At 36.5% G+C, this 20,797-nt stretch carries 18 protein-coding genes; 17 read left to right on the top strand and 1 reads right to left on the bottom strand.

The window, feature by feature from the left end; all coding sequences use genetic code 11:
• Nucleotides 1–338: 338 nt before the first annotated feature.
• From mnmG to BMW29_RS09705, 8 genes are all read left to right on the top strand, one after another.
• The gene (mnmG, locus tag BMW29_RS09740) at nucleotides 339–2,237 is read left to right on the top strand and encodes a tRNA uridine-5-carboxymethylaminomethyl(34) synthesis enzyme MnmG (protein WP_092652878.1); all 1,899 of its coding nucleotides are present in this window, start codon (nucleotides 339–341) and stop codon (nucleotides 2,235–2,237) included.
• Between the two features lie 229 nt (nucleotides 2,238–2,466).
• Nucleotides 2,467–3,276, top strand: a complete 810-nt coding sequence (locus BMW29_RS09735; RefSeq protein WP_092652876.1) for a hypothetical protein — start codon at nucleotides 2,467–2,469, stop codon at nucleotides 3,274–3,276.
• A gap of 585 nt (nucleotides 3,277–3,861) precedes the next feature.
• Nucleotides 3,862–5,349 (top strand): MucBP domain-containing protein, encoded by a 1,488-nt coding sequence (locus BMW29_RS09730; RefSeq protein WP_092652874.1) that lies wholly within the window; start codon nucleotides 3,862–3,864, stop codon nucleotides 5,347–5,349.
• Between the two features lie 298 nt (nucleotides 5,350–5,647).
• Nucleotides 5,648–5,926 (top strand): hypothetical protein, encoded by a 279-nt coding sequence (locus tag BMW29_RS09725; RefSeq protein ID WP_092652872.1) that lies wholly within the window; start codon nucleotides 5,648–5,650, stop codon nucleotides 5,924–5,926.
• A gap of 65 nt (nucleotides 5,927–5,991) precedes the next feature.
• Nucleotides 5,992–6,237 carry a hypothetical protein gene (locus tag BMW29_RS09720; RefSeq protein ID WP_092652870.1) on the top strand — a complete coding sequence of 82 codons (246 nt, stop codon included), beginning with the start codon at nucleotides 5,992–5,994 and terminating at the stop codon, nucleotides 6,235–6,237.
• A 255-nt stretch (nucleotides 6,238–6,492) separates the two neighbouring features.
• Nucleotides 6,493–6,693, top strand: coding sequence for a hypothetical protein (locus BMW29_RS09715; RefSeq protein WP_092652868.1), 201 nt, complete (start codon nucleotides 6,493–6,495; stop codon nucleotides 6,691–6,693).
• Between the two features lie 276 nt (nucleotides 6,694–6,969).
• Nucleotides 6,970–7,383: a DUF6568 family protein gene (locus tag BMW29_RS09710; RefSeq protein WP_092652866.1), complete on the top strand. Its 414-nt coding sequence runs from the start codon at nucleotides 6,970–6,972 to the stop codon at nucleotides 7,381–7,383.
• Nucleotides 7,384–7,588: 205 nt separating this feature from the next.
• On the top strand, nucleotides 7,589–7,969 hold the full coding sequence (locus BMW29_RS09705; RefSeq protein ID WP_143047357.1) for a hypothetical protein: 381 nt from the start codon (nucleotides 7,589–7,591) through the stop codon (nucleotides 7,967–7,969).
• 180 nt (nucleotides 7,970–8,149) lie between these two features.
• Here the strand turns inward: BMW29_RS09705 and BMW29_RS09700 are convergent, their stop codons facing one another.
• Nucleotides 8,150–11,587 carry a bacterial Ig-like domain-containing protein gene (locus tag BMW29_RS09700; protein ID WP_092652862.1) on the bottom strand — a complete coding sequence of 1,146 codons (3,438 nt, stop codon included), beginning with the start codon at nucleotides 11,585–11,587 and terminating at the stop codon, nucleotides 8,150–8,152.
• 651 nt (nucleotides 11,588–12,238) lie between these two features.
• On the opposite strand from BMW29_RS09700, the gene BMW29_RS09695 reads away from it, so the two are divergent.
• From BMW29_RS09695 to BMW29_RS09655, 9 genes are read left to right on the top strand one after another with little or no spacing between them, the layout of a single operon-like run.
• Nucleotides 12,239–12,550, top strand: coding sequence for a hypothetical protein (locus BMW29_RS09695; RefSeq protein ID WP_143047356.1), 312 nt, complete (start codon nucleotides 12,239–12,241; stop codon nucleotides 12,548–12,550).
• Nucleotides 12,550–14,535, top strand: a complete 1,986-nt coding sequence (locus BMW29_RS09690) for a V-type ATP synthase subunit I (protein WP_092652858.1) — start codon at nucleotides 12,550–12,552, stop codon at nucleotides 14,533–14,535. The genes BMW29_RS09695 and BMW29_RS09690 overlap by 1 nt, the downstream gene beginning before the upstream one ends.
• Nucleotides 14,536–15,012, top strand: a complete 477-nt coding sequence (locus BMW29_RS09685; protein WP_092652855.1) for a V-type ATP synthase subunit K — start codon at nucleotides 14,536–14,538, stop codon at nucleotides 15,010–15,012.
• A gap of 54 nt (nucleotides 15,013–15,066) precedes the next feature.
• On the top strand, nucleotides 15,067–15,651 hold the full coding sequence (locus tag BMW29_RS09680; protein WP_092652853.1) for a V-type ATP synthase subunit E: 585 nt from the start codon (nucleotides 15,067–15,069) through the stop codon (nucleotides 15,649–15,651).
• A 15-nt stretch (nucleotides 15,652–15,666) separates the two neighbouring features.
• Nucleotides 15,667–16,668, top strand: a complete 1,002-nt coding sequence (locus BMW29_RS09675; RefSeq protein ID WP_092652851.1) for a V-type ATP synthase subunit C — start codon at nucleotides 15,667–15,669, stop codon at nucleotides 16,666–16,668.
• A complete protein-coding gene (locus tag BMW29_RS09670; protein ID WP_092652849.1) occupies nucleotides 16,661–16,972 on the top strand; it encodes a V-type ATP synthase subunit F in 312 nt (103 codons plus the stop codon). Before BMW29_RS09675 ends, BMW29_RS09670 begins: the two co-directional genes overlap by 8 nt.
• 21 nt (nucleotides 16,973–16,993) lie before the next feature.
• A complete protein-coding gene (locus BMW29_RS09665; RefSeq protein ID WP_092652847.1) occupies nucleotides 16,994–18,775 on the top strand; it encodes a V-type ATP synthase subunit A in 1,782 nt (593 codons plus the stop codon).
• A complete protein-coding gene (locus BMW29_RS09660; RefSeq protein ID WP_092652845.1) occupies nucleotides 18,768–20,144 on the top strand; it encodes a V-type ATP synthase subunit B in 1,377 nt (458 codons plus the stop codon). Before BMW29_RS09665 ends, BMW29_RS09660 begins: the two co-directional genes overlap by 8 nt.
• Before the next feature lie 4 nt (nucleotides 20,145–20,148).
• A complete protein-coding gene (locus BMW29_RS09655; RefSeq protein ID WP_092652843.1) occupies nucleotides 20,149–20,781 on the top strand; it encodes a V-type ATP synthase subunit D in 633 nt (210 codons plus the stop codon).
• The last annotated feature ends 16 nt before the right edge of the window (nucleotides 20,782–20,797 follow it).

Genomic DNA, 20,797 nt, shown 5'->3' with positions numbered 1-20,797 from the left:
AATACCAAGATAGAGCATAGAAACACCTTCTAAGGGTAAAATTTTGGATTGATTGCCACTCGTCTGAAAAGCGTCACTACCTTGTTCTAGATACGGAGTAAGGCATTAATACCTTCAACATCTAACTCATTCGCAAACAGCCAATCAGAGAGAGGTGCCAGTCTTTCGAGAACGAGTTCAAAGACTCAAGGAATGAACGGCACAACCTCTCAATCCAATAGTTATATTATCTCAGATGAACTGAGTTAATACCAAATGAAAATTACAATGGTTCATAAGGTTCTCCAATTATAATCGGAAGATAAAAACCTTAAATATAATATACAAGGAATGAGTCTATGAATCAATATGAAGCTGGAAATTATGATGTTGTGGTTGTTGGCGCTGGTCATGCAGGATCAGAAGCTGCATTAGCTGCTGCTAGAATGGGCGCTAAAACACTGTTATTAACCATTAATTTAGATATGGTGGCTTTTATGCCATGTAATCCTTCAGTAGGTGGACCTGCTAAAGGTGTTGTCGTGCGAGAAATTGATGCGTTAGGTGGAGAAATGGGTCGTAATATTGATAAGACCTATATTCAAATGCGGATGCTGAATACAGGGAAAGGTCCTGCTGTACGTGCGTTGCGTGCCCAGGCAGATAAATATGCTTATGCCAATGAAATGAAATTTACGATTGAGAAAACAGAGAATTTAACCTTACGTCAAGGAATTGTAGAGTCTTTAATTGTTGAAGATGAAGAATGTAAAGGGGTCGTCACTAATGCAGGGGCAGTTTATCGTGCTAAATCAGTGGTTCTAACAGCTGGTACCTCTTCAAGAGGACAAATTATCATTGGGGAGCTAAAATACTCTAGTGGTCCTAACAATTCGATTCCTTCTATTAAACTTTCTGAGAATTTAGAAGCATTAGGCTTTGAATTAAATCGTTTTAAAACTGGAACCCCTCCAAGAGTAAAAGCTAGTACAATCAATTATGCCGTTACTGAGGAACAGCCTGGAGATGAACAAGCAAATCACTTTAGTTTTGCTACCCCAGATAGTGCCTATTTAAGAAACCAATTGTCTTGTTGGTTAACTTATACAAATGAAAAAACCCATGATATTATTCAAGCAAACTTACATCGTGCCCCAATGTTCACTGGAATTGTTGAAGGTGTAGGTGCTCGGTATTGCCCATCGATTGAAGATAAAATTGTTCGTTTTAGTGACAAACCACGTCATCAAATGTTCTTAGAGCCAGAAGGTCGTCACACAGAGGAAGTTTATGTACAAGGCTTATCGACTTCTTTACCAGAAGATGTGCAACACCAAATGATTCATTCTGTTGTCGGTTTGGAAAATGCGGAAATGATGCGTCCAGGTTATGCGATTGAATATGATGTTGTGGTGCCTCATCAATTACGCCCAACTTTGGAAACGAAAAAAATTACTGGATTGTTTACAGCGGGTCAAATGAATGGTACTTCTGGCTATGAAGAAGCGGCTGGACAAGGCTTGATTGCTGGGATGAATGCAGCTTTAAGTGTTCAAGGAAAAGAGCCTTTTGTGATGAAGCGTAGCGATGGTTACATCGGCGTGATGATTGATGATTTAGTGACAAAAGGAACGAATGAACCTTATCGCTTATTGACTTCAAGAGCAGAATATCGTTTATTACTACGTCATGATAATGCAGATTTACGCTTAACTGAGATTGGCCATGAATTAGGTTTAGTTCATGAAGCACAATACGCCCATTTTCTAGAGAAAAAAGCTCAAGTAGAAGCTGAAATGAAACGCTTAGGTAAAACAAGATTGAAACCAACTGCAGAGGTTCAAGCCTTTTTAGAAGAAAAAGGCAGTGCGCCACTAAAAGATGGGATATTAGCCATCGATTTCTTGAAGCGCCCAGAAATTACCTATCTTGAAGTATTACAGTTTGCGCCAAGAGATTTCGCATTGCCTAGAGCAGTGGAAGAACAAGTCGAAATTCAAGTGAAATATGAAGGCTATATTAAAAAAGCCGCTGAAAAAGTGGAAAAAATGAAAAAAATGGAAGGCAAACGCATTCCTGAACGGATTGATTATGATGCAATTAATGGCTTAGCGACAGAAGCACGCCAAAAATTGAAGAAGATTCAACCTGAAACGGTTGCACAAGCAAGTCGGATTAGTGGGGTAAATCCAGCTGATATTTCGATTTTGTTGGTGTATATTGAGCAGGGAAAGATTGCAAAAATAGAGGCAGAATAGGGGAACTAGTTAGAGAGAATACCTACCTAAAGTTATTTGTATATATATATCAGGGAATTTCAATCTGATTTGATACCAGAATAAAAGAGTAGAAATGCAGTCACTAATGCGTTTCTACTCTTTTTTACAACTGAAGCAGGAATGTCTTGTTGGGAGATAAATTTCACGGTATAATAATTAGGTGCGGCTAATAATAATCATTATTACATAGTAGGAGGGAAAATTTAAAATGAAAAAGTTAAGATTATCTGTGGCAACACTGATTGCTGCAATCCTCATGGTTGGATGTGGAGGCGCTTCTTTAGAGAAGACACTGACTGAAGGAGATGGAACGTGGTATTTAGAAAATGAGTATTCTTCAGGAGAATTATCATTAACCTTTGAGTCAAAAGATGAAGTAACGATTGGCATGGGTGGTCATTCTGAGACTGTAGAATATACCATCTCAAAAAAGAAGGATAGCATCACTGTGAAAGATCCAGACGATGAAAGCAACACTTTGGTTCTAAAGGTTTTAAAAGTTGAGAAGGAAAAAATTTCTATTGAATCCAGCGGTACTAAAGGAACCCTTGTAAAAGATAAAGGTGAGCATAAAGCAGACAAGTCCTCAAAAGATGAAGAGGAAGAGGATGACGAGGATGAGGAAGAAGATCGTGCTAAAAGTAAAAAATCTTCTAACAAAGAGTCAAGCAAGTATGCGGATATGCAAGAAGAATTAGAAGAGAATGGGATTGAAGTTGACACATATGGTTATAGTGCTGTAACCTTTACGGCTTCAAAAAATGTGGATCATGACTATTTCCAATTAATGATTAATATTTATAGTGATGAAGCATCTGATGCTGAACTAGCAACAGAAGAGGATCAGGATTATGATGAAACATTCCGTTTTGAGATCGAAAATGGCAAGATGGTTGAGTACTACGCAAAAGAAAAAAGTGATTTTAATAAGCTTAAAGAATTTTTAGAGATTACAGGTTATAGTGATGATGAACTGATTGAATTTAGTGAATGGTATTTAGAAGAAAATTCAAACTAAGCCATCTTTTCTTATTTAGAAAAAAGCTCTTATCTGTATCAAATAATTGGGATAAAACAACTTAAAACCCGATTATTTGCTCAGTTGCTAGGACGCATTTTCTGGCATGAAAAAGGCGGTTAATAAAAAATAGATTCAATAGTTATAAATTTAGCTATTGAATCTATTTTTTTGTTGATTAAAAGCCTCTTTTTCTAAAATAAGATTGACTTTTATAAGGTATTAATTAATAATAATTATAAGAGAGAATGAATCAGTGGTGAAAATAGAAACTTTGATTTTACTGATTTATTTTAAAGTTGTTCTTTTTATTTTTCTCAAAAAAGAAATATTTTTCTTGGTGATATATATCTGTTAATAGTAAATTCGGGTTTTGATAAGGGGATTTTTAATCGGTGTGAAAAAGACCGATTTAGTGGGATAAGCGGGGAGGAAAGTTGTTATTTAGTAAGAGACAGTTCTCTATTAACTACTTCAACAAAAATCAGTCCATATGTGGCTGACAAACTAGTGTGTTACATATAAATTGTGAAGGTAATCGTACTAAATACTACCAAGAATCTCTAAAAAAGGAGGGATTCGCTTATGTTAAAAAAAATAATTTTTATTTGCTTCATTTTGATTGGTTTGGTGCTACCACAGTCGGCTGAGGCGGCTACAAATATTTATGCGCCTTATAGTTCAGATAAAGCGAACACTTTAGGCACAGAGCTTCGGGTGAATGATGTTTTAAATGATTACAGTATACCCATTCCAATTGCCTATCATTGGACATCAGATGAGCATACTACATTAGACTACTTAGGACTAACCGTCTCATCTAATATGTACGCCAAGTTTGAAGAGGGAGGTATTGTAACAACAGGTTTTGTACCAGGCACAGATTTTGACCCTCTAGTAGGAAACGGAATATCAGAGCCAGTCTATCTTTTACCAGTTCCTGAAAAAATGTACTATGATACATATACAAAATATTTTCATTATTATGTTGTCCAAACACTTGATAGTCAATATCCTAAGATAGGGAATAATTATGCCTTACAACCTGGCGATTTATTACCTACTAATTTAAATTTTGCTTGGGCTTATTATTCTGATAGTCCTGGTATTCAAGTGAATTATGTAACAGATAGAGGCGAGGTTTTAGAAGAGGGTGAATTATATGTAGGGGAGCTAGAAGACACTGTTCCACAAGTTCCTAAAACGTTTCCTGGCTATATATTAATTCAAAGACCAGGAGCGACATTCTTTACAACAGATAAACAGTCGATTGATTATGTTTACCAAAGAATTCCTGAAAGTACTGTGACAGCTTCTTATGTGGATGAAAATGGCAATAAAATTGCTGACGATATTGTGGAACAGGCGCAAGTTGGTACACCTTATACGACTACTCAGTTGGCAATAGATGGCTATATATTTCAATTGATTAAAGACAATATCCCGGAAAATGGCTTATATACAGAAGCACCCATTCAAGTTGTTTATGTCTATCAAAAAATTCCTGATGGCACCGTTACAGCCTCTTATATAGATGAAAATGGCAATAAAATTGCGCCTGATATCATTGAGACGAAGAGAGTTGGTACACCATATGCAACCTCTCAGTTAGCGATAGAGGGCTATACATTTCAATTAATCAAAGACAATGTCCCAGAAAATGGCTTTTATACAGAAGCGCCCATTCAAGTTGTTTATATCTATACTAAAAATCCAATAGAGACTTCAGTTATTGTGGAATATATAGATGAAAATGGGCAGGAAATCCATAGTCCTCAAGCAGTTCAAGGGAATGTTGGCGAAAGTTATGATGTCAGTGGAGATTCCTTTAAACTATTGATAGATGGTTATCAGCTCATGCTAAATCGGTTACCTGATCGCCAAGTGGGTGAATTTACTGAACAAATACAAAGGGTCATCTACATTTACCAAAAAATAATAGAGGATAAAGAAGTTAAAAAGATAGATGTGTTACCTCATACAGGCGAAACTACTTCGAATTGGTCACTAGCGATTGGTGGTATATTGTTGATTATTGCAATCGTTTATTACTTTTATGCACGTAAAAAGTGAAGATCCGTATGTTTAAGTAAATAACTACCCCAGGAAATGTTATTATAAAAAAGTTTAATGTGGATAAGGAGTATACACAGTAACCATTCAATTAGTATTGTTTAGATGCAACTCAATCATAAAAATAAATCAAAAATACCTTTAATTAGTTAGAAATAAACTGCTTAAAGGTATTTTTAATGGCATTCTTTCCCGAGTGTTAACAAACGCATTAAATAAAGGGATAAAAATTCTATTTAGTACTTTCATTAGTAGTTGTTCCTATGTTATTATTATATTCTAAAAGGAGGGTGTCTCATTGGGAAGAAAAAAATTACATATTGAATGGGTACAATTATTTTTTTGTACACTCTGGTTTTTGGGTGCATTGCTGATATTAGTGATGTATGCCATGGATGATTTACCAAATAGTTTTTCAGTACCAAGATTTATTAGTTGGTTATATGATTTATTAGGTGTGCTTCCTGCTTCTATAATTCAATTAGTGATAACAGTCATTGGTATTTTTACCAGCTTTTCTAGAAAGCCATATGCTGAAAAAGTCAGTTCCCATGAAAAAGATGAGATAGTGAAATGATTTAACGAGTAGTTATTAGATGATCTATCTAAAGAAATGAATAAAAAATAAATTGGAGTGATGATGTGTTTGATTTTTTAGTATTAGGAGCAAGAATTAGATTATCAGGAGCATTATTAGGCTTTGTAGGGGCTTTAATGGTAGTTGGTATCCTGTATCAGGTGCTAGATTTTATTGTCAGAAAATTAATTTTGTTTAAACGTTCTGAAGCGGAGCAAGATCAACATATTTTGGTGAAAATAATGAATACGTTATGTGTTTTACTTGCTTTAGGTGTAATTGTTTTAGGTGTTTTAGCATTAATAGGATAAGTAAATTCATTATTTTTTTACATTTAAATTAAGAAGAAAATTTCTTTTTTTATTATAAAAAAATTATAAAATAAGTATGTATACATAAGCTTTGAGATGTTGTTGAACCAATGTCTTGGAGCTTATTTTCTTTCCTTTCCTAAAAATGTAAAAAAATATAGGTGCTAGTAGTCATCTATGATAGAATGTTTACAAACTAAAAAAGAAGGAAGAGCAATGAAGGAATTTATCTAAAAGAAAGCTTGAGGTGGTTAGATGACAGATGAAGAATGGCTAAGACTAAGAAAAAAAGAAAAATATTTAAAACTCCTGATTTCAGTAGTGCTGATTGTAGTTATGGCAGCAATGCTCCATGATATGTCGTATATCCCAAAGTTTTTTATTGTTATTATTATTATTAGCGTTTTTGTAAGCATTTGGGAGGGCTATACTTTGCTTCGAAAGAAGAAAAAGTGAAATGATTGATAGAAATGCAAAGAAAAATAAAGATTCGTTTAATAGGGGAATCATATAGTCAGCTAGTATGAGTGAATGAATTGATTAGTAACATACATAAAAAAGAAAAATTCTTTATATAACGCATGATTTAGCTGAAAGATAGCCCTGTCATAATGAACGATATTGTTAAGCTACACTTTATTTGAACAATGCAAAAAAATAGGAAATCAACCTTAAGTTTGTTATGATGAGGGCAACAAAATGCTCGCTAAATAGCGGAAGGGGCGCTTAGGAATGAAAAAATATATTTTCGTTGGGGTAACGCTTTTAAGTGCAGTATTTATCTTCTTTTTGGTTAAAGCACAAGCATCAGCCAATATTCAGGATGTCACATTAGAAGAGCTAACACCTGATTTACCAGCTGATGAGCGCAGTCTGATTTATATTGGACGAAAAGACTGCCCTGTTTGTCAAAAATTTTATCCAGAGTTAGAACAGATGGTGTCCGCTGAAAAAATAAATGTTTATGCATATGATACATCTAAAGATGTCAAAAAACATTTAGAAGAGTTGAATCAATTTACTGGTCAATTAGGGATTCAAACGGTGCCTGCTGTGTTGGTCGTGAAAAATGGGGAAGTGATAGAAATATTTGAGGATCCAATTGATTTGGATGAAGTTCTATCTATTTATCAAGGGCTTGAATAATTTTTTTGTTGGTACTTTAATTAAATAGGATGCAAAGACATAACCCTATACTTCATTGTGAGTGTAGGGTTATTTACGCATTGAACAATTAATTTCAAAATATTCTGTTTTTTATTGACGTGATTGTAAAATAAATGGTATTTTAATGATACAGTAGCTGTTTCATAATGACTGTACAAACTATGAATAAAATGGGGTGCTAATGATGAAACAACAAAGAATACCACTTCTTCTCTTTTTTTCATTTCTCTTAATGGGATGTACAATGAAATCTCATTATCAAGCAAAATTCAGTGATTTAGAAGGTCAGCTATATGTACAAAGTCTATCTGGAGACTCTGATAAAATGAATAGACGGCTTGGATTTATAGAGGAAACCGAGACTTTATATGAGCAATATGAGCCAAAATATAAAAAGGATCAGCCTGATAAAGATTATGGAACCTCTACAACCTTCTATGAAAATATTGAAATTACAGTGAAAGGTGATCAATATTTTGTTAAAGGGACTGATTACGAAGAAACTTTTCAAAAGATTGGAGAGAATATCATCAAAGATTCCAAGGGCGCAGAATATGCTAGGTAGGAAAATTGAATATCGTATTGTGAAACTGAGATATTGCTCTTTTTAATCGTGCAGTGCTTTTATCCAATTAAATCAGAAGCAGCAAATAGTATAATATGAAGAAATTAAAAATAGCTCCGAACAACCAATCAAGTTGTCCGGAGCTATTTTAATCGAAAAAATCATCTTCCTTTTAATTGATTAGCGTGCGCCAAACAATTGCGTACCAAAGACTTCACCATTATGAATGGTTACACCAATTCCGATTTCTTTCATCTTAGGATGAATCATGTTGTCATAATGTCCAGGAGATTCTTTCCACTGAGTAAATAGTTGCATTGCAATGGCATCATCAGAATCTGCTGCACGACTACTCCAAGCAATATTTTCAGCAGCTGCTGTATAAGAGTAATTCACTTCTCCCAAAATGGTACCCCATTCTGCACCACTTGGTCTAGTATGAGAGAACAACGAAATTAACTCATTTGTACGGATTGTTGCACCGTTGGTTAAGGCAGTGTTTTGAGTAAGAGTAGGTTGACCTACTTCTGCTCTTAAGCCGTTCACTAATGTGACAATTTTATCTTGAATGGCCACAACATTTGGCTGATAAGCAGCTTTTGGATTGACGATAATTTGTGCGGTTTTCGTCACTTTTCCAACTGTATAACTTACTTGATAGGTGCCAGGAAGGTTTGTATTAACGGTTCCTGTTACGGTTACTTTATCAACGCCAATTGCCACGCCATTTTCGTCTTTAGCAGAAACAAAGTTGTCACCAGCTTGCCATGCTGTACCAAATTCAATGGTACTATTTTTCACAACAACATCAGAAAGATCAACTTTTGGATTGACAGTAATGTTAGCAGTTTTGCTCGCTTTTCCAATCGTATAAGTGACAGTGTAAGTGCCTGCCTCATTTGATTTAACAGCTCCAGTAATAGTTACTTTATCCATTCCAACAGCATTTCCATTTTCATCTTTAGCAGAAACAAAGTTATCACTAGCTGTCCAAGGAGCACCAAATTCAATCACGCTATCTTTGACTTGGATGTCAGAAAGATCGATTTTTGCATTGACAGTAATGGTTGCAACTTTACTCGCTTTTCCAATTTTATAAGTGACAGTGTAAGTTCCAGCAGTATTTGTATCAACAGTTCCTGTAACAGTTACTTTGTCAATATTAGCTGCATTGCCATCTTCATCTTTAGCAGAAACAAAGTTGTCACTAGCTGTCCAAGCAGCACCGAATTCAATCGTGCTATCTTTGACTTGAATATCAGAAAGGTCAACTTTTGGATTGACAGTAATTGTCGCTGTTTTTGTTGCTTTTCCAATTGTATAAGTAACAGTATAGGTTCCAGCAACATTTGTATTTACTGTTCCTTTGACAGTTACTTTATCCATCCCAGCAATAAGACCATCTTCATCTTTAGCAGAAACGAAGTTATCACTAGCTGTCCAAGTTGAACCGAATTTAATGGCACTATCTTTTACTTGAATATCAGAAAGGTCAATTTTGGGATTAACAGTAATGGTAGCAGTTTTACTTGCATTGCCAATGATATACGTAATCGTGTAGGTTCCAGCAACATTTGTATTGACAGTGCCTACGATAGTAACTTTATCCATCCCAACAGTCTTTCCATCAGCATCTTTCGCTGAAATAAAGTTATCACTAGCAGTCCAAGCGGCACCAAATTCAATGGTACTATCTTTGACTTGAATATCAGAAAGGTCAACTTTTGGCTCTACTGTAATGGTAGCAGATTTACTGATGCTCCCAATGGTGTATTTCACTGTATAAATACCAGCAGTATTTGTATTAACAGTACCAACAACTGTTACTTTATCTAACTCAACAGTATTTCCATCAGCATCTGTTGCACTAACAAAGTTGTCTACAGCTTGCCAAGTTGAACCAAAAGCAATGCTTGTATTGCGAATACTTAATGAAGTAAGATCTGCTTTAGCATTGACTGTGATAGTTGCAATTGTTGACTTTCCGTTATAAGTGTAAGTGATTTTGTATGTGCCTACAGTGCTTGTATCAACAGAACCAGTTACTTGAACTTCTGAAAAATCAACAGCTAAGCCATCTTTATCAACAGCAGAAATGAAGTTGTCTTCCGCAGTCCAAGTAGAACCAAATTCAATCGTGCTATCCATAGCTACAATTGCTGTTAAATCAACAGCTTTTTCTTTAACGGTAACAGTCGCAGTGACACTTGTATTTTTATAGGTATAAACCACTTGATACTCACCAGGAGTTGCCATATAGATATTTGCATCAACTGTTAGTTGGTCAATTGTAAGTGGGTTACCGAACTCATCTTGAGCGGAAACAAAGTTATCTTCTTTTGACCATGCAGCATATTGTTCAATTTCAATATCTTTAACTGTAATTGAAGTTAAATCAACTTGATCTTTTGCAAGAACAGTGACTGTAGCAGTAACGCTTGTGTTTTTATAGGTATAAATAACTTGATACTTACCAGGAGTTGCCATATAAATATTTGCATCAACTGTTAGTTGGTCAACAGTAAGCGGATGACCGAACTCATCTTGAGCAGCAACAAAGTTATCTTCTTTTGACCACGCGGCATATTGTTCAATTTCAATATCTTTAACTGTAATTGAAGTCAAATCAACAGGTGCTTCTTTAACGGTTACTTTAGCAGTAGCAGAAGCTGTACCATAAGTATAGGTAATCTCATAGGTTCCAGGTGTATCTGTTTCAACAGTGCCGTTCAATTCAATCTTTTCAAAGTCAACTGCTTTCCCATTTTTATCTGTAGCAGAAATAAAGTTGTCCTCAGCAGTCCAAGTGGTACCCAATTCAATGGTACTATCCTTGACTAAGACAGTTGTTTGATCTGCTTCTTTTTCTTTTACCGTTACATTCGCAACAGCTGTTATTTTATTATAAGTATAGACAACTTTATAAGTACCTGGTTTTGAAGTGTCTACAGTACCAGCAACTTTAACTTCTTTAAATGCAATCGCTTTGCCATTTTTATCAGTAGCAGCAACAAAGTTATCTTCAGCCTGCCATTTTGAATCAAAAGCAATCGTACTGTCTTGAACAACAAGTGTACTTTGATCTTTAGTGTCACTTGGTTTTTCCTTTTCAGGTTGATTTGGGTTCACTGGTAACGCAGGCTTTTTATCTGGTTGCTTCGCTGCGTTATGCTGTGAAGGATATGTAGAATCTTTTTTCGCTTGCTCTTGTGCTTCTTGTGCTTTTTTAGCAATCCCAGCTTGGTCAGCTTGCGATAAAGGTTGCTCAGCTAATGTGTTACCAGCTGCATCTGTCACTTTAACGGATACGCCATCAGCGGATAATGAAAGGATATTTCCTTCATAAATCAAGTTGGCATTGGCAATATTATTTAATGAAGCGAGTGTTTCAATCGTAAGGCCACTTTTTTCAGAAATCGCCCATAAGGTGTCACCCCATTTAATGGTATACTCTTTTTGACCTTGGGTGATTTGGATAGATTCAGGTGTATTAGCAACCCATTCTCTTGCACTAGCCTGTGTTGAACCAAAAGCTAAACTCAGCGCCACGCCAGCCATTAATGAACTAGCAACCACCCATTGTTTCTTTACTTTTTTCATGGTTTTCTTTTTTTGCATTTCATTGCTCCTTTTTTGTTTGATATAATGGAAAGATTCCTTCTTGATTTTATCATTAATACTGATTCAATGGTACATACAAATAGTTATTTTTTTGCATTTAAGAGTTATTTAATATTTGTGTTTTAGTGTGTTCTTGATTATTCATAGGTGTTTTTTTGGGGGGAGCCACTATAAAAGACGGCTTTTTTTATTATATGATAATAGGTTTTTCGGTTTTCTTGAACAGTGTGCCCTGTTTTGAAAACGATGTCACGCTTCGTTTTTGGAATAGGTTTCTTTTAAGTAATAATTTATCGTTTTTATAGAATAGTGATGAAGTTACTATAAAAGCACAATCTAGTAGAAATAATCAATCAAACAGATAAGAAATGATTAAATTTAAGAAGAATTTCTAAAAGTAGTTATTATTAGTATCGTGATGTCATTTTGTCAAATAGAAAAATGTTACAAAATTGTAGGGGATAAAAAGACTAATTTTTTTTAGTTTTCCAACTATTTTGGACATTTTTTTTTGCAAAAAAGACGTGTTTCTTCTTATTTAATAGTTAATTTTAGAATAAATGATTTTCCTTGAAAGTGGACAAGGTATTGGTTAAGATTGAGCAGAAGGCACTTGCAAAAAATTTGGATAAAAGGGTGGTGACTCATTTGGCAAAAGAAGCAATCGCATTAATTAAACAAGTAGAAGCAGATGCTGTAACGCTAATAACAGAAGCAGAAGAACAGGCAAAGGCAACAATCTTGCAGGTAACAGCAGAAGTAGCAGCATATGAAGCAAAGGTTAAGCAAGAAACAATGGCTACAATTGATCAAGAAAAAAATCAGCTACAGCAAGAAACACAAGAAGAAACAAAGCAAATGATGTTGCAGGGGAATCAAATGAAAGAAGAGATTCTAGCCATGTCAGAAAAAAATATTGAAACAGCAGTGCAAACAGTCATTGAGAGGATTGTGAAGTAATGGCAATTGTAAAAATGGAGAAATTTACTTTAGTTAGTCTAAAGGAAAAGACTTCCTTATTGCTAAAAAAAATACAGGGCTATCAAGGCGTTGAGCTTCTATCTTCTAAAACAATTCTGACAGCAAAAATGGATAAAGCTTTATTTCATCCAAGTGAAGAGCAGCAAGCACTAGGAACTTATGAGGATGACTTGAAAAAAGCAGAGTTCGTATTGGAGTTTTTACAGCCATATGTACCAAAAGCTGGTGGCATCAAACAATTAAGAGCTGGCAGAAGAGAATTATCAATAGAAGAAATAGATCAATTTGTCATGGATTTTGATTGGCAAGCAGATTATCAAAAGATAAAAGCATATGAACAACAATTAAATCGCTTAACACAAAATCGTGTAACCAAACTAAGCGAGGAAGAAGAACTAAATAAATGGCGTTACTTTGATGAAAATCCAAATCAGTTAAAAGGTTTAGCTTATAGTAAGGGCTTACTTGGTGTGATTCCGGATCAATATTTAGGTCAATTTAAAGAAAAAATGGCAGATTTGCCGCTCACCTATGTAGAAGAAATCTTCAGTAATCATAGTGAGTCAGCCTTTTTTATTTTAACACTAAAAGAGCAGGAAGATGCTTTACAGGAAGTACTGACACAATGTGCGTTTGCAACGTATCAGTATCCATATCAACAGGCACCTGCTGAAAAACTAGCAAAAGTTAAACAGGAATTAGCAGCTATTCATCAAGAAGAAATGATGATTAAAGCCACATTAGCGACTTTAGGACACTTGATTGCAGATTTTCAAATCGTGGTGGAATATTATGCGAACTTTGTAACAAGAGAAGCCGCGTATCAGCATTTAGCCGATTCTAAGCATCTTGTGATGATGACTGGCTGGGTACCTGCAACAGAAACACCAGCATTTACAGCTTTTATTTCAGAAATCACAAATGGCGATCTGATCATTTCCTATGAAACAGTAAAAGAAGAAGAAATTCCTGAAGTGCCCATTAAGCTAAAAAATAATTGGCTCAACCAGCCTTTTGAAAATTTAACGGAAATGTATAGCTTGCCTAAATATAATGAAATCGACCCAACACCACTTATGACACCATTCTACCTGCTCTTCTTTGGGATGATGGTTGCAGATGTCGGCTATGGCCTGGTTTTACTCATTGGCACAACCCTCTTACTAAAGCTCTTCAATTTGGAGCGAGGATTTAAGAAAAGCATTCAATTTTTCCAATTTTTAAGCGTTCCAACAATCGTTTGGGGACTTATCTACGGCTCATTCTTTGGGATTGAACTCCCATTCCATGTGCTCTCAACCTCAAAAGATGTCAATACCATCTTGATTACCTCAGTCGTCTTTGGTTTCATCCAAATGCTGTTCGGACTAGGAATCAAAGCCTATATGCTGATTCGTAATGGTCAGAAAATAGAAGCATTGTATGAAGCAGGCTCCTGGATGAGTACTTTAATTGGACTAGCTGTGATTATTTTAGGCAATCTTGTCTTGCAGCAAGAAATTTTCACCCTAATTGGAATAGTCGTGGCTGTTTGCGGGATGATTTTAATCGTCTTAGCCGGCATGCATGGCACAAAATCTAAAGGAAAAGGGATTGCAAAAGGACTTTATAATTTATATGGCTTAACAGGCTATATTGGCGATTTAGTCAGCTATACCCGTCTGATGGCACTTGGTATTTCAGGGGGGAGTATTGCGGCTGCCTTTAATATGATTGTTGGTTTTATGCCACCAATTGCAAGATTTACCCTAGGGGCAGTGTTATTTGTTGCATTGCATAGCTTGAATATTTTCTTAAGCTACCTTAGTGCTTATGTCCATGGTGCAAGATTACAATATGTTGAATATTTTGGTAAGTTTTATGAAGGTGGCGGGCGTGCATTTCGTCCATTTAAAACCCTTGAAAAATATATTTATTTAAAAGAAGAAAGAGCAAAAACTTTAAACAAATCGGAGGAAAAATAAATGAACTGGTTAACTTTTTTAAATGACAATAATGGTGGTATCATTTTCGCAGCTTTAGGAATGGCAATTGCAACAATTTTCTCAGGAATCGGATCAGCTAAAGGGGTTGGGATGACCGGTGAAGCCGCAGCAGCGTTAACAACTGAACAACCAGAAAAATTTGGTCGTGCACTGATTCTACAATTACTTCCAGGTACACAAGGCTTATATGGCTTCGTTATCGCCTTCTTAATTTTCTTGAAATTAAGCGCAGGTGTTGATATGGGACAAGGTATTTACTTGATGATGGCTGGACTACCAATTGCTTTTACAGGCTTATTCTCAGGAATTGCCCAAGGTCGTGTGGCATCAGCAGGGATTCAAATCTTGGCTAAAAAACCAGAGCATGCAACAAAAGGGATTATTTATGCAGCGATGGTAGAAACATATGCCATTTTAGGCTTCGTTATTTCTTTCCTATTAGTATTGAATGCTTAAGAGCAGTCTGAACAGATGATTGAATCTTAAGGTGAAAGGAGAGCGACAAAAGATATGGCAGAAGTCAGTCAATTAGCTGAAAAAATCATGGCAGAGGCGGAACAAGAAAAACAAGTCCTCTTAGCTACAGCTGAAACAGAAAAAGCAAATCGTGTTTTGCTTGGGCAAGAAGAAGTCATGATTCAAACTCAAAGACATCTTGAAAAAGCGCGCTCAGAAATGAAAAGAGCACAGCAACAGGAATTGTCAAAAATACAATTAAACATTCGAAATGAACAATTAACATTAAAGCAAGCCGAAATTGAAAAAGTTTTTGTACAAGCTGAACAAAAATTAGCAGCATTAGAGCAACCAGATTTTCTCGCTTTTGTAGCACAAAAAGTGAATGAAGTACCTGAAAATGGTGCATTCATTCTAGCGCTAGGTGAAAAATCTACACATTTACTCACAGATCTAACCTTATTGAATCAAAAGCTTGAAGAAGGAAAAACACTCACATTGGCTACTGAAACAATACCAGGAAAATCAGGCTTTACCTTAAATCAAACAGGGATTGAATTTAACTTTATTTTCGAAGAAATGCTTCAAATGCTACGCGAAGAAATGATTCCAGAAATTTCTACAATCTTATTCAAATGAAAGGAGGCCTTTTAAATGGATCAGCTACAATTTAACCAAATGAATGCACGGCTTAGTGTTTATGAAACCAAGCTATTACAAGGGGCTAAGTTTGAGCAAATGCTTTCAGCAACAGATGCCGCAGCAGTTATTCGGTTGTTAGCAGAAACAGAATATGGTGATGTGATTGAAGTAGGGGCATCTCCTTATGAATATGAACGCATCCTTGAAAAAGAGCTGAGTCGTGTTTATAAAATGGCCTATGACCTTTCTCCTGTTAAAGGAATGGTAGATATTTTTGCTTTAAATTATGATTATCATCATTTGAAAGTCCTTACCAAGGAGAAGCTTTCAGGGAAAGATTTAAATCATTTGCTATTGCCGATTACAAGAACGCCAATTGAGCAGTTGCGCCAAGCTGTCTTTTCAATGGAAGGCACTGGCTTAGACGGAACCATGGCAGAAAGTGTCGCAGCTGTCTTTTCTTATTTTGAAGAATATGAAGATGTGCAATCGATTGATGTCATTTATGATCGCTATTATTTAAGAGAGCTTAGAGAACTGGCTGATACAATGAATGATGCTGGTGCCAGTCATATTGTGGAAACCATGATTGATACGATCAATCTTTCAACACTCCTTAGATGTATGGCGCAAAAGAAATCAATTGGTTTTCTAAATGCTGTTCTATCAAGTTATGGCGGCATTGAAAAGCAGGAGCTTATTCGACTTTCAGCACTTTCTTATGAAGATATTGCACGCCACTTTGAGGCGAGTGACTATGCAGAACTGATTTCAGAGGCGGTTAAAGAAATTGGGGAAACAGGTAAAATGACCCACTATGATTTACTAAAAGATAATTTCTTTATGAGCTATTTAAAAAAAGCTAAATTTGATGTGTTTGGACCAAGAACATTACTTGCTTATTTATATGCAAAAGAAACGGAAATTAAAAACATTCGAATGATTCTTGTTGGAAAAATCAATCATCTGCCTGAACCATTCATTCGAGAAAGGATGAGAGAATCCTATGTATAAAAAAATTGGTATTGTAGGAGATAAAGACTCCATCCTGCCTTTTATGGCATTAGGCTTAGAGGTTGTGGCTGTTACAAATGAAATGGAGGCGCGCATTGGCATTGATCGTTTAGCCAAAGAAGCTTATCCCGTGATCTTTGTGACAGAGCCTGTTGCACAAATGGTGCCAGAAACCATTAAGCGCTATGATAATGTTGCGATTCCGGGAATTATTTTGATTCCAAGCAATCAAGGAACACTTGGCATTGGCAAAGAACGCATTAGAGAAAATGTAGAAAAAGCAGTAGGACAGAATATACTATAAAACACGAAGGAAGGTGAGGTCTTGAAAGAAGGAAAGATTATTAAAGTTTCTGGGCCTTTAGTTGTTGCAAATGGCATGGAGGATGCAAATATCCAGGACGTTTGTCATGTCGGAACCGATCGATTAATTGGTGAAATCATTGAAATGCGAGGCGATGAAGCCTCTATTCAGGTTTATGAAGAAACATCAGGAATTGGACCAGGGGATCCCGTTATTTCAAGCGGAGAACCCTTATCTGTAGAACTAGGCCCAGGTTTAATTGCCAGCATGTTTGATGGGATCCAACGTCCTTTAGATACCTTTATGAAATTGGCAAATAGTGATTTCTTAGTCAAAGGTGTAGAGACAGTTGCTTTGGAACGCGAAACAGAATGGACTTTTAAACCAACTGTAGCTGTTGGAGACCAAGTAGTTGCTGGAGATATTATTGGCGAGGTACCAGAAACCAAAGTGATTTCTCATAAAATTATGGTGCCGTATGGTGTCAAAGGGACAGTTAAATCCATTGAAGAAGGCACTTTTAAAGTAGAAGACACTGTTTATGTACTAGAAACAGAAGATGGCGACAAAGCCTTTAATATGATTCAAAAATGGCCAGTTCGTCGCGGACGTCCTATTGCAGAGAAATTGAATCCTAAAGAACCAATGATGACAGGTCAGCGTGTTGTAGATACCTTTTTCCCTGTTGTTAAAGGGGGTGCCGCAGCTGTTCCAGGACCATTTGGTGCAGGAAAAACAGTTGTACAGCACCAAATCGCTAAATGGGGCGACGCTGAAATCGTGATTTATGTTGGTTGCGGTGAACGCGGCAATGAAATGACAGATGTTTTAAACGAATTCCCTGAATTAATTGACCCAAAAACGGGCGAATCAATCATGGAACGGACTGTATTGATTGCAAACACCTCTAATATGCCCGTAGCAGCTCGTGAAGCCTCAATCTATACAGGAATCACCATTGCAGAATACTTCCGTGATATGGGCTATAGCGTGGCGATTATGGCGGACTCTACTTCACGTTGGGCAGAAGCCTTACGCGAAATGTCTGGTCGTTTAGAAGAAATGCCAGGAGATGAAGGGTATCCTGCTTATTTAGGGAGCCGCATTGCTGAATATTATGAACGTGCTGGTAAAGCGATTTCTCTTGGACAACAAGGAAGAGAAGGTAGTGTAACAGCGATTGGTGCAGTTTCACCACCTGGTGGGGATATTTCTGAGCCAGTTACTCAAAGTACCCTACGGATTGTTAAAGTATTCTGGGGACTAGATGCGACATTAGCACAGCAACGTCATTTCCCATCGATCAACTGGTTAAATTCTTATTCTCTTTATTTAACCGAGGTTGGAGACTATCTCAATGAAGCAGTTGACCCATCATGGGCAGCAATGGTTCAAGAAGCGATGACTATTTTACAAGAAGAGGCCAACTTAGATGAAATTGTGCGCTTAGTTGGGATTGATTCATTATCTGAAAAAGACCGTTTAACATTAGAAGTGGCAAAATCCATTCGTGAGGATTATCTGCAACAAAATGCCTTTGATGATGTGGATACCTTTACTTCTCGTGAAAAACAATTTTTAATGCTCCGTTTAATCTTAGCCTTCAGATCAATTAGCTTACGTGCCTTAGATTTAGGTGCTTATTTAGATGAAGTCTTAGAAGGGACGATTGAATTACGCGACCGGATTGCGCGTAGTAAATATATTCCAGAAGCAGAAATCAGTAAAATTGAGCAGATTCAAAAAGATTTACAAGTAAAAGTTGAGGAAATCATCGAAAAAGGAGGACTACAACATGATTAAAGAGTACCGTACAATCACTGAAGTCGTAGGCCCCTTAATGGCTGTTGAACAAGTCGAAGGTGTAAAATATGATGAATTAGTAGAAATTCAAATGCAAAATGGCGAGATTCGTCGTGGGCAAGTTTTAGAAGTGAATGGCGATAAAGCGATGGTGCAAATTTTTGAAGGATCAAGCGGAATTAACATGCGTGATTCAAAGGTCCGCTTTTTAGGCAGACCGCTGACGTTAAATGTATCTGAGGATATGGTTGGCCGTGTCTTTGATGGCATGGGACGTCCTAAAGATGGTGGCCCAGAGATTATTGCTGAAAAACGTTTAGATATTAACGGAGAAGCGATTAATCCTGTGGCACGTGATTACCCAGATGAGTTTATTCAAACAGGCATTTCTGCCATTGACCATTTAAATACATTGGTTCGTGGGCAAAAATTACCTGTGTTCTCAGGTTCAGGCTTACCTCATAAAGAATTAGCTGCACAAATTGCCAGACAAGCAAGCGTGCTGAATACAGATGATCAATTTGCGGTGGTTTTTGCTGCGATTGGGATTACCTTTGAAGAAGCAGAGTACTTTATGGAGGACTTCAAAAAAACAGGTGCGATTGACCGTTCTGTGATGTTTGTTAACTTAGCTAATGATCCAGCAATTGAACGAATTGCTACCCCTAAAATGGCCTTAACAGCAGCCGAGTACTTGGCTTATGAAAAAGGGATGCATGTCTTAGTGATCATGACAGATATGACCAACTATTGTGAAGCCTTACGTGAAATTTCAGCAGCGCGTAAAGAAGTTCCTGGACGTCGTGGTTATCCGGGTTATTTATATACTAACCTAGCGACTTTATATGAGCGTGCTGGCAGATTGCGTGGTAAAAAAGGTTCGGTTACGCAAATTCCGATTTTAACCATGCCGGAAGATGATAAAACCCATCCAATTCCTGATTTAACAGGCTATATTACAGAAGGGCAAATCATTTTATCACGTGAGTTAAATAAAAGTGGCATCTTGCCTCCAATTGATGTGTTACCATCCTTATCACGTTTGAAGGATAAAGGAACAGGCGAAGGCAAAACACGGATTGACCATGCACCAACGATGAATCAATTATTTGCGGCTTATGCCCAAGGCAAACAAGCAAAAGAGTTAGCGGTTATTTTAGGTGAGTCAGCCTTATCAAAAACAGATAAAAGCTATGCAGAGTTTGCAGATCGATTTGAAAAAGAATATATTAATCAAGGCTTCCATACCAATAGAAGCATTACAGAAACACTAGATTTAGGCTGGGAGCTCCTTTCCATTCTACCTCGAACCGAGCTAAAACGAATCAAAGATGATATGCTAGAAGAATATTTACCAAAGGGAGAGTGATCTCATGGTAAGATTAAATGTAAATCCAACAAGGATGGAAATGACCCGCTTGAAAAAAAGGTTGACAACTGCAACCAGAGGGCATAAATTATTGAAAGATAAGCAAGATGAGTTAATGCGTCGCTTTATTTTATTAATTCGTCAAAATGATGCTTTAAGAGACGAAGTGGAAAAAGAATTACACGCTGGTATGAGTGATTTTATGATGGCAAGTGCGATTGTGAGTCAGGAATTCATTGAAGAAGCGATTGTTTTTCCAAAAGAAGAAATTGAAGTATCAGTTGCTGAAAAAAATATTATGAGTGTCAATGTCCCCATCATGAATATGAGACGCAAAAGTGAACAAGCTGAGGAAAGTATTTTTCCTTATGGTTTTGTGACGACTACTAGTGAAATGGATAGCTCGATTCAAAAAATTTCTGATAGTATGCCTAATTTATTGAAGCTAGCAGAAATTGAAAAAACATGTCAATTAATGGCGGATGAAATTGAGAAAACCCGTCGTCGTGTGAATGCACTAGAGTATATGACCATTCCACAACTACAGGAAACGATTAAATTTATTGCCATGAAATTGGAAGAAAATGAACGAAGCACCATTACACGGATGATGAAGGTCAAAGACATCGTAAAATAACACAATTAAAAGGAGC

Origin of the sequence: Isobaculum melis (assembly GCF_900111355.1) — a bacterium.
Taxonomy (GTDB): Bacteria; Bacillota; Bacilli; order Lactobacillales; family Carnobacteriaceae; genus Isobaculum; species Isobaculum melis.
This window is presented reverse-complemented; position numbering and strand designations above follow the sequence as displayed.